This window comes from uncultured Campylobacter sp., from assembly GCF_938018145.1.
In the GTDB taxonomy this organism is placed as follows: domain Bacteria; phylum Campylobacterota; class Campylobacteria; order Campylobacterales; family Campylobacteraceae; genus Campylobacter_A.
The window spans coordinates 1-11,178 of sequence record NZ_CALIII010000459.1 but is presented as its reverse complement, the minus strand read 5'-3'; the positions used below and the strand labels follow the sequence as shown (position 1 = coordinate 11,178).

Below are 11,178 nucleotides of genomic sequence, written 5' to 3'. Positions count from 1 at the left end.
TTTGGGTGCTAGACTGCCTAAATTTAGCTTTTTAAGAGAGGAAATAAAATGAAATTTGTTTCAATTATAATGGGAAGCAAGAGCGACTACGACGTAGTTAGCGAGGCGGCAAAGGTGCTTGAAAAATTTAACATCCCTTATGAGCTAATCATTAGCTCCGCGCACAGAAGCCCAAAGCGAACTAGCGAATACGTCGCTGCAGCCGAGGAAAAAGGCGCGCAGGTCTTTATCGCGGCAGCCGGCATGGCGGCGCATCTAGCGGGCGCTATCGCGGCAAACACCACTCGCCCGGTGATCGGCATACCGATGGCAGGCTCCGCGCTTAGCGGCGTGGATGCGCTTTATTCGACCGTGCAGATGCCCGGCGGCATGCCTGTGGGTACAGTCGCTATCGGTAAGGCCGGCGCAGTAAATGCAGCCTATCTGGCACTGCAAATTTTGGCTCTAAACGACCAAAATCTAGACGAAATGCTAAAAGCCGACCGAGCAACGAAAGCCAAACAGGTAGAAGAGGACTCGGCGAAGGTGGAAGTTTTACTCGCCTAAAGGAGCAAAGATGCAGACATACTTAAGCATAGACGAATTTTGCAAGCTCGTGCACCTAGAGCGCGAGGTGATCGAGGGGATGATAAACCGCGGCGTGCTAAATACGAAAGAAGAAGGCGGCGAAATCCTCATAGAAGCTAGCCAAGGCACGATGAGCGTGGTGCCTAGCGTCGTGGCCGTACCTGCGCCCCAGATCGGCGCGGATGGCTTTAGCTTCGTAGAAAAGACGATTGGCACGATACTGAATTTACACGAAAAGGTGCTTGATGCCAAAGACGAGACGCTAGAGACCCTGCGCAACGAAAATAAATTTTTAAAAGAGGCGCTAATCTCGATGCAAGAGCTCTACGACGAGGATAGAAAAACGGTCGAGACGCTAACGTGGCAGCTAAAAAATTCGCAAGAGGAAGTCGAGTTTTTAAAACGAAAATACAAACTTATGTGGAACAAAGCGGTTGAAAATTTTAAAGGCGACAAGGAATAGGCGTGGAAATTTTAGAGATAGAGGGTTTTAAAATTTACGGATTAAAAACTCGCACCAAAAATGCCGACGAGATAAACGGAGACGGTAAAATCCCGACCTTGTGGGCTAAATTTACAAAAGAATTTTATGACGGTAAAAGCGAAATTTACGGCGTTTATTGTAGTTACGAAAACGGCGTAAGCGGGCTTTATGATTTATTTATCGGTACGAAGTCGCTTTGCTGCGGCAGTGAAATTTTAGAGATAAAAAGCGGTAAATACGCCGTTTTTAGCTTTCCATGCGAGCCGCATAACGTAGCGAAATTTTGGGGAGAAATTTGGAAATATTTTGAAAGCTCAAAGCTAAAAAGAGCCTACGAAACGGATTTTGAGCTTTACGGCAGCGACGAGATAAAAATTTATATCTCGGTTTTAGATTAGGAAAAAATGGACAATAAAAATAACGGATCGATCTTAAGTTTTATCGAAAAATTCGGCAACAAGCTGCCAAATCCCACCATGCTTTTCGTCTATCTTTCGGTTATTACTACCTTGCTGTCGTTTGTGCTAGAGAGACTCGGCGTTGGAGTTAGCTATCAGGCTATCAAAGACGGTCATATCTCGCAGCTAAGCGCTAACGTCGTAAATTTACTCTCGGCTGATAGTATCAGGACTTTTGTTTCGTCCGTGCTTAAAAACTTCACCGGTTTTTATCCGCTTGGCGTGGTTTTTGCGATTATTTTGGGTATCGGCGTGGCGGACAAGGCCGGGCTTTTATCGGCGCTAGTTAAAAAAATCGCCCTAAATTCGTCCAAAAAATGGGTAACTCCTATCGTGATATTTTTGGGCGTGATGTCCAACGTGGCTTCCTCGGTCGGCTACGTCGTACTGATACCGCTCGGGGCTATTTTATTTGCGGGTTTTGGACGTCATCCTATCGCGGGGCTGGCGGCGGCTTTTGCGGGCGTTAGCGGTGGCTGGTCGGCAAATCTGCTAATCGGCACGAACGATCCGATGTTTGCGGCGTTTTCTACGCAGGCAGCCAGCGTGCTAAATCCTGATTACGTCGTTTTGGCTACGGCAAATTGGTACTTTATGATAGCTTCTACCTTTTTGATCGTGATCGTGGGCTCTTTCGTGACCGATAGGATCGTCGAGCCTAGGCTGGGTAAATTTAGCTTTGAGGGCGCGTTAAATTTAGATGAGCGCGGCGAGATAAGCGCAGAGCAAAGGCGCGGGCTAAAATTTGCACTCATCGCGTCGGTTATTTTTATGGTCCTTTTGCTGGCGGCGCTTTTACCGTCAAATTCGCTCTTTGGCGCAAAAGAGGGCGAGAGCTTTACGAAGTCCGTTTTCATGCACTCTATCATCATTTTTATGATGCTGTTTTTTATAGTAGCGGGCGCGGCTTACGGAGCTGGAGCCGGGACGATAAAAAACAGCGGCGATGCGGTCAAATTTATGGAACAAGCCGTCGCCGAGCTATCGGGATTTTTGGTTTTGATATTTTTCGCGGCTCAGTTTACATATCTCTTTAACGCCTCAAACATCGGGCTGGTGCTATCTATAAAAGGCTCGGTTTTCTTAAAAGATATCGGCTTAACGGGGCTTAGCCTCATTATCGTTTTTATAGTCGTGATCGCATTTATAAATTTATTTATCGCCGTGGATTCGGCCAAATGGGCGATGATGGCGCCTATTTTCGTGCCGATGTTTATGAATCTAGGCCTCTCTCCCGAGCTAACGCAGGCTGCGTTTAGGATAGGCGACTCGACGACAAATATCATCACGCCTTTGATGCCGTTTTTCGTGCTGATAGTGGCGTTTATGCAGCGCTACGACAAGGGGCTAAAAATCGGCTCTGTAGTCTCGATCATGCTGCCTTACACGGTCGCGTTTTTGCTATCGTGGGCGGCACTGATGTCGGTTTGGTACGCTTTTGACCTACCTTTGGGGCCGGGCGCGGTTATACATTATCTAAAATAAAATTTTAAAAAGGAAGAAAAATGACGTTTTCAGAGATTATTTTGACGTTGCAAAACTACTGGCGCGAGCAGGGTTGCGTGATACTGCAGCCCTACGATATGCCTGCGGGTGCGGGCACCTATCATCAGGCGACTTTTTTAAGGAGCCTCGGGCCAAAGCCGTGGGCGACTGCGTACGTAGCGCCCTCTCGCCGTCCGACTGACGGTAGATACGGCGAAAACCCAAACCGTTTGGGTGCATATTATCAGTTTCAGGTGCTCATTAAACCAAGTCCTGAAAACATACAGGAGCTTTATCTAAAAAGCCTCGAAAAGCTCGGGTTAAATTTGAAAAATCACGACATCCGCTTCGTCGAGGATAACTGGGAGAGCCCGACGCTGGGCGCTTGGGGGCTAGGCTGGGAGGTCTGGCTAGACGGCATGGAGGTGACGCAGTTTACGTATTTCCAGCAAGTAGGCGGCATCGCGTGCGAGCTGGTTTCTGCAGAAATCACCTACGGTCTTGAGCGACTAGCGATGTACTTACAGGACGTAAATAGCGTCTACGACATCGTTTGGGACGATAGAGGCGGCAATATCGTGACCTACGCCGACGTGCATAAGCAGGGCGAATTTGAGTGGAGCAAATATAATTTCGAGGTCGCGGATGTAGATATGCTATTTCGCCAGTTTGAAAACGCATTCGGCGAGTGCAAACGCTGCTTGGAGGCTAAAATTTCGCTACCGGCGTATGACTACTGCATGCTTGCGGCGCATACGTTTAACGTCCTTGACGCGCGCGGAGCGATCAGCGTAACGCAAAGGCAAGACTACATCCTAAAAATCCGCGAGCTAGCCAAAGAGTGTGCGCTAACGTACAAGGCTAGCATCGACGCCGCGAACGACGCGAAGGGCGAATAAAATTTGATGAAAATCGGCGAAATTTATAAAATTTTAGACGAGATTAGCCCGTTTGCGAGTCAAGAGGAGTGGGATAATAGCGGACTGCTCGTAGGCTCCTTTGAGACGGGCGCGGAACGCGTTTATCTCAGCCTTGACATCGATGATGAGCTTTTAGACGAGGTGCAGCCAAACTCGCTCATCATCACGCATCATCCGCTCATTTTTAAGGGGCTAAAATCGCTAAATTTGGACACATATCCAAGCGGCCTAATCGCAAAAATGATGGCTAAAAATTTAAGCCTGATCGCGATGCACACGAACTATGATCTAAGCCATCTAAACGAGTACGTGCTAAGCGAAATTTTGGGCTTTACGCCAAAAGAGCGCGATGGATTCGTACTTTATGCGGATGTAAATTTGAGCTTTGACGAGCTTTGCGAGAGAGTAAAAATAAAGCTAAATTTGAGCCATTTAAGAGTTTGCAAAGGGCGAAAATTTGACCGCAATGCGCCTATAAAGCGCCTTGCATTTTGCACGGGAAGCGGCGGAGATTTGATAGATGGCGTCAAAGCGGATGTGTTTTTAACCGGGGATCTGAAGTACCACCAAGCCATGAGCGCCGTGCAAAATAATCTTACTATGCTAGACATCGGACACTTTGAGAGCGAGCGGTATTTTGGGGAGTCGCTTGCAAAATATTTGCAAATTTTGCCGATTCCTACTATAATATCCAACTCAAAAAACCCGTTTTCATACAGTTAAAGGAAAAAGATGAATAAATATTTAGAACAGCTAGTCGAGCTCTCAAGCATCGATAAAGATATCGACGATTTTACGCCGCGCCTTGAGAAGGTTCAAAGCGTTTTAAAAGCGACCAAGGACGAGCAGGCGGCGATTTTAGCGCAGATCGAGGAAGCGGCTACGAGCGTGACCGAGCTAAAAAATCAAAAATCTCAAACCAACGCGCACATAGCCGAATTTAGCGCAAAGATAAAAGACGTCGCTAAAAAGAGCGGCGCTGCAAAAACCGAAAAAGAGATAAAAGCGCTTCAGCTAGAAGATGAGTTAGCAAAAGAGCAGCTAGAGGCAGCAAACGAAGAGGTCGAAAGACTAGAAAAAATCATAGATAGCAAAAATGCGCTAAAAAGCGAGCTTGAGGCGAAGGCTGCGGAGCTTGGCGAAAATTTGGCCAAAATCGAGAGCGAAATCTCGGCCGAAGTCAGCGCTATCGAGCAGCAAAGAGATGAAATATACGCTAAGAAAAATAAGCTAGTCGGCGAGATGAATCAAAAAATCTTGACCTTTTACGAAAAAATCCGTAAATGGGCGCACAACACCGCCGTCGTGCCGGTCAAAAAGCAGGCCTGCTACGGCTGCTTTATGCAGATAAACGACAAGACTTATTCTGCTGTTATAAAGGGCGAAGATATCGTGACCTGCCCTCACTGCGGCCGAATTTTATACAAAGAAGCGGCGAACTAGCCTTTAAATTTGATAATAATTTATTACGTTTTAGTCCTCGCGGCGTTTGCCTTGGGGGCTTTACCGCTTGCGATTTTAGCTTTTAAGAAAAAGTACAGAGCCTCGATCCCCGCTAGATTTTTTTTGTTTAAAAATCCCAAATTTGACGCCTCGCGCGTGCATTTTCACGCGTGCAGTTTCGGCGAGGTGCGTTCTATCGCGCCGCTAGTTAGTAGATTTAAAGACGCGGCCGCAGTCTCGGTCGTAACCAAAACCGGCTTTGACGCGGCCAAAAAAATCACGCAAAATACGCGCTTTTTGCCGTTTGAGATATTTTTGCCGTTTTGGCTAAAGCCTGCTAAAATCACGGTTATTTTTGAGGCCGAGCTTTGGCTGGGGCTTGTTTTTTGGGCTAAATTTAAGGGCTCGCGCGTCATTTTGATAAACGCTAGGATTTCTGATAGGAGCTACAAAAGCTACCTCAAATTTAGCTTTTTTTACGAGTATTTGTTTAAATTTATAGATAAAATTTACGCCCAAAGCGATCTGGATAAACAGCGCCTACAGCGGCTCGGCGCCAAAAATATCGTCGTTAGCGGCAATATAAAATCAGCTTTTTTACCAAACCCGAGTAAGATTTACGCCAAACCAAAAGAGCGCGTGATCGTGCTGGCTAGTACTCATGCAGGGGAAGAGGAGCTGTTTTTGCGCGGGTTAAATTTGGATGCAAATGACAAGCTAATCCTCGTTCCGCGTCATCCGGAGAGGTTCGGCGAAGCGAGCGAGATTTTGGCTAAATTTGCCGCAAAAAACGGACTAAGTTTTGCTAAATTTAGCAAAATGAAAAATTTCGACGCACAATGCGTGCTAGTCGATACGATGGGCGAGCTGGTAAATATTTACAAATTTAGCGACGTCGTCGTGCTTGGCGGTAGCTTCGTACCAAACGTCGGCGGACACAATCCGATCGAGGCGGCGCAGTTTGAAAACGCGGTGATAAGCGGGGAGTTTATATTTAATCAAAAGGCCCTGTATAGCGCGGTGGACGGTATAAAATTTGCAAAAGCGGGCGAGATAAATGTGCTTTTACGGCAAGATTTACCAAAGGCAAAAATCGTCGCCAAAGGCGATGCAAGCGAGATTTTAAAAGATATTGAGGAAAATTTATGAAAGAAGAAAAAGCCTATAAACTACTGGCGATCCAGGAAGGCATCTCAAACAACGAGGCAAAGGAGCTGATCGACGCGGGGCTGGTTAGCGCCAAAGGGCAAAGGATCGCCGTGGCGCGCGCGATGATGAGCGCGGCGACTAAATTTAACGTGCAAAAACTACCGCGCCCAAGCGTGATTTTCGAGGATGAAAACCTGATCGCGGTTGATAAACCGGCATTTTTAACGTCGGAAAAAGTGAGCGAAATTTATAAATTTCCGCTACTTCACAGACTTGATAAGGAAACAAGCGGCGTGCTTTTGCTCGTGAAAAACGAGGAATTTCAAAAAAAAGCGATCGAGGAGTTTAAAAACTGCCGCGTAAAAAAAGAGTACGTCGCGGCTGTAAAAGGCATCGTGAGTGAGGAATTTAGCGTAAACGAACCAATAATCACGCTAAAAAATAGAGGCGGAGCGTTTTCTAAAATCTCGCCAAACGGTAAAGAGGCCTTTTCGCACGTAACTCCAGTGATGGTCGCTGGCAAAAAAAGTCTCGTAAAAGTCGAGATAAAAACCGGCAGAACTCACCAAATCAGAGTGCATCTAAATCACGCGGGATATGGGATCGTTGGCGATGAAAAATACGCTAAAAATAAATCCGCGAGAATGTATCTACACGCCTATAAAATCGAGCTTTTAGGTTATAAATTCAGGTCAAATTTGAGCAGTGATTTTAATAGACTCGGTTTTGAAATTTCAAGAAATTTTGAGATTTAAAGAGCGATAAAGCTTAAATTTAATAAAATACGCGCTTTAGCTATAAATGTAAATAAAAGGTAGAATGTGTTTGAACAAATCAGCGAGTCGTTTCGTTTAGCCGTTAGTAAAATTCGTTTCGTAGACGATGAAAAAGCGCTAAATAACGCGCTTGACGTGCTTAAAAAAGCACTGCTAAAAGCCGATGTTCATCACAAAGTTACCAAAGAGTTGCTATCTCTCATCGAGGCTGATCTAAAGCAAAGCGGGATAGGCCAAAAGCAGTTTTTAGACGCTATAAAGTCAAATTTGACGAAGGTTTTAACCGCGCCGGGCAATCAAGGCTTTGTCTTTGCGCCAGTAGCTCCTACGATCGTGCTAATGGCTGGCTTGCAAGGTAGCGGAAAAACCACTACAACGATAAAGCTAGCTAATTATCTAAAGCTTAGAAAGAAAAAAGTTTTGGTCGCGGCGTGCGATTTGCAACGCTTGGCAGCCGTAGAGCAGCTTCGTCAGCTTTGCGAAGCAAACGAGATAGAGCTTTTTAGCATAGAAAACGAAACCGATCCGCTAAATGTAGCTAAGCAAGCGCTAGCTAAAGCAAAAAGCGGGCTTTACGACGTACTTTTGGTCGATACCGCAGGACGTCTAGCGATAGACGAAGCTTTGATGAAGCAGATAAAAGACATCAAATCAGTGCTCGAGCCGCATGAAATTTTTTACGTAGCCGACGCTATGAGCGGACAAGACGGCGTAAAAACAGCAAGTACGTTTAACGATGCGCTAAAAATAAGCGGCGTGGTGCTAAGTAAATTTGACTCGGACAGCAAAGGCGGCGTAGCTATCGGCATAGCCAAGCAGCTAAATATACCGCTTAGATTCGTAGGTATCGGCGAAAAAGTCGGCGATATGGAGAGCTTTATCCCTGAGCGTATCGTGAGCCGCATAATGGGCGAGGGCGACTTGGCGACGTTGGTTGAGAAAACTAGCGCCGTGATAGACGAACAAGAAGCAAAAAGAATAAATAAAAAGATCAAAAAAGGACAGTTTAACTTTAACGACTTTTTGTCGCAAATGGAAAGCGTCAAAAAGCTTGGAAATATGAAAAGTCTAATCGGTATGATACCAGGGCTCTCAAGCGTGGCAAATCAGATAAAAGACATAGACCTTGATAACTCAAAGGAAATTTTGCATATCAAAGCTATGATAAATTCGATGACGCAAAAAGAACGCGAGAATCCTGATTTGCTAAACAACAGCCGAAAAAGACGTTTGGCTGCGGGATCTGGACTATCTCAAGTAGAGGTAAATCGCTTTTTGAAACAGTTTGAAAACGCATCAAAAATAGCAAAGAGGTTTTCTGGTAAAGAAGGTCTAAAAGGGCTTGGAAATTTACTAAACCAAGCTAAAAATACTCGCCCTAATTAAAGGGCTTAAATTTGGCTACGAGCGTGGCTAAATTTAAGCCTATTTAAAAAACAGAAGGAGAAATATAATGGCAACAGTAGTAAGACTAACGAGAATGGGACGCAAGAAAAAACCTTTTTATCGTATAGTCGTAACGGATAGCAGAAAAAGAAGAGACGGCGGCTGGATAGAGTCGATCGGTTACTACAACCCGATGGTTGAGCCTGAGGTGGTAAAATTTGACGCTGAGCGCTTGGCTTATTGGAAGGGCGTTGGTGCGAAACTTAGCGATAGGGTTGCAAAAATAACTAGCAAATAATTAAAAATGGTAGAAAATTTTTTACTTGAATATGCTAAACTCATCGCCGATTTTCCTGAAAAAGTGAAACTCGAGCGAGTCGAGCTTGGCGAAAATTTTGCCGAGCTGATAATTTACGCCGATAAAGTCGATACTGGTAAGCTTATCGGCAAAGACGGCAGAATGATAAACGCGATAAAAACGGTAATTGTGGGTTATAAGGCCAAAGATGCAACATCCTACCGCGTTACGGTAAAACCTCTTGAATGAGCTTATAGAAGTCGCGCTGCTTGGCAAAACCGTAGGACTAAAAGGGTTTGTCAAGCTTCATAATAAAGGCGACTTTCCTAACCAGTTTAAAAAAAATGCTATATTTTGCGATAAAGACGGTAAAGAACTTGTCGTAAAAAGCTATAATCACGAAAACGATACAATCTCTTTTTATGGTTTTGAAGACATAGATAGCGCAAAAACTCTAACAAATAAAACAATCTACACTACAAAAGAAGAAACTAGAAAAAACTGCAAACTAAAAAAGGGTGAATTTTTCTATTTTGATGTCATCGGTTGCGAAATTTACGAAAATAATCAAAGGCTGGGTGAAGTAGAGGATATAGACGAGGTCGGCGCAAATCATCTGTTTTTGGTAAAAACCGATGAAAATTTGATTTCCAAAGGGTTGGAAAAAAGTTTTTACATTCCGTATATCGACGTTTATGTAGAAAAAGTCGATGTGGAAAATAAAAAAATTTATACCAAAAATGCTATCTTAATTCTAGAAAATTCCTGATGAAATTTACCTTTGTTACGCTTTTTGAAAGCCTTGTGCGACCCTATTTTGAAGACAGTATTTTAGGTCGCGCTACAAAAGAGAAGCTTATTTCGATTGATTTTTTAAATCCTCGTAATTTTAGCACGGATAAGCATAAAAAAGTAGATGACTATATGGTTGGTGGTGGCGCAGGACTGCTTATGGCATGTCAGCCTCTTGATGATACTTTAAAATTTTTACTAAAAAATAAGCCAAACCCCCATACTATTTTTCTTGCACCCGCCGGGAAAAAATTTACTCAAAACGACGCTAGACGTTTGGCAAAAAAAGAGCATATTTGCTTAGTTTGTGGTAGATATGAGGGTATAGACGAGCGTATAATTGAAAAATATGCAGATGAAATTTTTTGTATTGGCGACTTTGTGATGACGGGTGGCGAGCTGGGGGCGCTTTGTATTTCTGATGCGATTTCTCGCAATATAGTCGGCGTTTTAGGAAACAATGAAAGTCTTGAGGTTGAGAGTTTTGAAGGGAATTTACTTGAGGCTCCGTCTTTTACAAAACCCAGTGATTACAAAGGCTCTGGTGTGGTTTCAGCGTTTTTAAAGGGAGACCATGCTAAAATCAGAGCTTTGAAAAATAATATGGCGTTCTTAAAAACTAGGTTTTTTCGTCCGGATTTATACCGAAAATTTGAGCCGCCGACTAAGGAAAAAATATGAGAAACAAGTATATTGAGGCGTTTGAACAAACTCAAATAGCCCAAAAGTCTGTGCCTGATTTTCGCGCTGGAGATACTTTGCGTATATCTATCCGCATCAAAGAGGGCGATAAAACGAGAATTCAAAATTTTGAAGGTATCTGCATAGCAAGACGCGGAAGCGGAACTGGCGAAACATTTATCATCAGAAAAATCGGTGCAAATAGCGTAGGCGTAGAGAGAATTTTCCCTATCTATAGCGAAAGCCTAGAGAGTATAACTGTTCTAAGACAAGGTCGCGTTCGCCGCGCTAAGCTATTTTATCTACGCGATAGACGTGGTAAAGCCGCTCGCATTAAAGAGCTTAAAAAATAATTTTACTCCTTGCAAAAGTCTAGTTTTAGGCTTTTGCCTTCTTTCTATCATTCTTAAATTTTAAAAATGCTTAATTAAAATCAATTCTTTTATCTAAAATTAGAGTTACAATGCCATTATTATTTTATAATAAAGGTTGTAAATGGAAAAAATCGTATGGCAAAATGACGTATTTAACGGCGTTACTATAGCTAAGCTTTTTGATGGGCCGAACAGTAAAGAAATACGCATAAATTTAGAAAAAGGTGCTCAAATGAAGGAACATAAGGCTCCTGGCGCTATCATGATTCAGGTTTTAAGCGGCAAGATAGATTTCAGCGTTGGAGAAAATAGCGTTATCTTGGATACACTAGACATGATTACGCTCGAACCAAACGTCATTCATG

16 protein-coding genes are annotated in these 11,178 nt (G+C 43.9%); all 16 read left to right on the top strand.

Annotated features, from left to right (window positions below; translation table 11 throughout):
* The first annotated feature begins 48 nt into the window (after positions 1 to 48).
* Entirely contained in the window at positions 49 to 546 is a 498-nt protein-coding gene (purE, locus tag Q0338_RS10800) for a 5-(carboxyamino)imidazole ribonucleotide mutase (protein WP_298086720.1), read from the top strand.
* Positions 547 to 556: 10 nt separating this feature from the next.
* Positions 557 to 1,030, top strand: coding sequence for a DUF3972 domain-containing protein (locus Q0338_RS10795; protein WP_298086719.1), 474 nt, complete (start codon positions 557 to 559; stop codon positions 1,028 to 1,030).
* A gap of 2 nt (positions 1,031 to 1,032) precedes the next feature.
* Positions 1,033 to 1,449: an effector binding domain-containing protein gene (locus Q0338_RS10790; RefSeq protein WP_298086718.1), complete on the top strand. Its 417-nt coding sequence runs from the start codon at positions 1,033 to 1,035 to the stop codon at positions 1,447 to 1,449.
* A gap of 6 nt (positions 1,450 to 1,455) precedes the next feature.
* Complete coding sequence (locus tag Q0338_RS10785; RefSeq protein WP_298086717.1) at positions 1,456 to 2,994, top strand: AbgT family transporter; 1,539 nt, start codon at positions 1,456 to 1,458, stop codon at positions 2,992 to 2,994.
* Positions 2,995 to 3,014: 20 nt separating this feature from the next.
* Complete coding sequence (gene glyQ / locus Q0338_RS10780) at positions 3,015 to 3,893, top strand: glycine--tRNA ligase subunit alpha (protein ID WP_298086716.1); 879 nt, start codon at positions 3,015 to 3,017, stop codon at positions 3,891 to 3,893.
* 6 nt (positions 3,894 to 3,899) lie between these two features.
* Complete coding sequence (locus Q0338_RS10775) at positions 3,900 to 4,637, top strand: Nif3-like dinuclear metal center hexameric protein (protein WP_298086715.1); 738 nt, start codon at positions 3,900 to 3,902, stop codon at positions 4,635 to 4,637.
* A gap of 9 nt (positions 4,638 to 4,646) precedes the next feature.
* Positions 4,647 to 5,357, top strand: coding sequence for a zinc ribbon domain-containing protein (locus Q0338_RS10770; RefSeq protein WP_298086714.1), 711 nt, complete (start codon positions 4,647 to 4,649; stop codon positions 5,355 to 5,357).
* A 9-nt stretch (positions 5,358 to 5,366) separates the two neighbouring features.
* Positions 5,367 to 6,506 carry a lipid IV(A) 3-deoxy-D-manno-octulosonic acid transferase gene (waaA, locus tag Q0338_RS10765; protein WP_298086713.1) on the top strand — a complete coding sequence of 380 codons (1,140 nt, stop codon included), beginning with the start codon at positions 5,367 to 5,369 and terminating at the stop codon, positions 6,504 to 6,506.
* Positions 6,503 to 7,261: an RluA family pseudouridine synthase gene (locus Q0338_RS10760; RefSeq protein ID WP_298086712.1), complete on the top strand. Its 759-nt coding sequence runs from the start codon at positions 6,503 to 6,505 to the stop codon at positions 7,259 to 7,261. The genes waaA and Q0338_RS10760 overlap by 4 nt, the downstream gene beginning before the upstream one ends.
* A gap of 66 nt (positions 7,262 to 7,327) precedes the next feature.
* A complete protein-coding gene (gene ffh, locus Q0338_RS10755; RefSeq protein WP_298086711.1) occupies positions 7,328 to 8,668 on the top strand; it encodes a signal recognition particle protein in 1,341 nt (446 codons plus the stop codon).
* Between the two features lie 67 nt (positions 8,669 to 8,735).
* Positions 8,736 to 8,966, top strand: coding sequence for a 30S ribosomal protein S16 (gene rpsP, locus Q0338_RS10750; protein WP_002951203.1), 231 nt, complete (start codon positions 8,736 to 8,738; stop codon positions 8,964 to 8,966).
* Positions 8,967 to 8,972: 6 nt separating this feature from the next.
* Complete coding sequence (locus Q0338_RS10745; RefSeq protein ID WP_004319043.1) at positions 8,973 to 9,215, top strand: KH domain-containing protein; 243 nt, start codon at positions 8,973 to 8,975, stop codon at positions 9,213 to 9,215.
* Positions 9,208 to 9,735, top strand: coding sequence for a ribosome maturation factor RimM (gene rimM / locus Q0338_RS10740; RefSeq protein WP_298086710.1), 528 nt, complete (start codon positions 9,208 to 9,210; stop codon positions 9,733 to 9,735). Before Q0338_RS10745 ends, rimM begins: the two co-directional genes overlap by 8 nt.
* Positions 9,735 to 10,439: a tRNA (guanosine(37)-N1)-methyltransferase TrmD gene (gene trmD, locus Q0338_RS10735; RefSeq protein ID WP_298086709.1), complete on the top strand. Its 705-nt coding sequence runs from the start codon at positions 9,735 to 9,737 to the stop codon at positions 10,437 to 10,439. Before rimM ends, trmD begins: the two co-directional genes overlap by 1 nt.
* Entirely contained in the window at positions 10,436 to 10,792 is a 357-nt protein-coding gene (gene rplS, locus Q0338_RS10730) for a 50S ribosomal protein L19 (RefSeq protein WP_298086708.1), read from the top strand. The genes trmD and rplS overlap by 4 nt, the downstream gene beginning before the upstream one ends.
* 142 nt (positions 10,793 to 10,934) lie before the next feature.
* Positions 10,935 to 11,178: cupin domain-containing protein (locus Q0338_RS10725; protein WP_298086707.1), on the top strand; the 244-nt coding region annotated here is incomplete at its 3' end.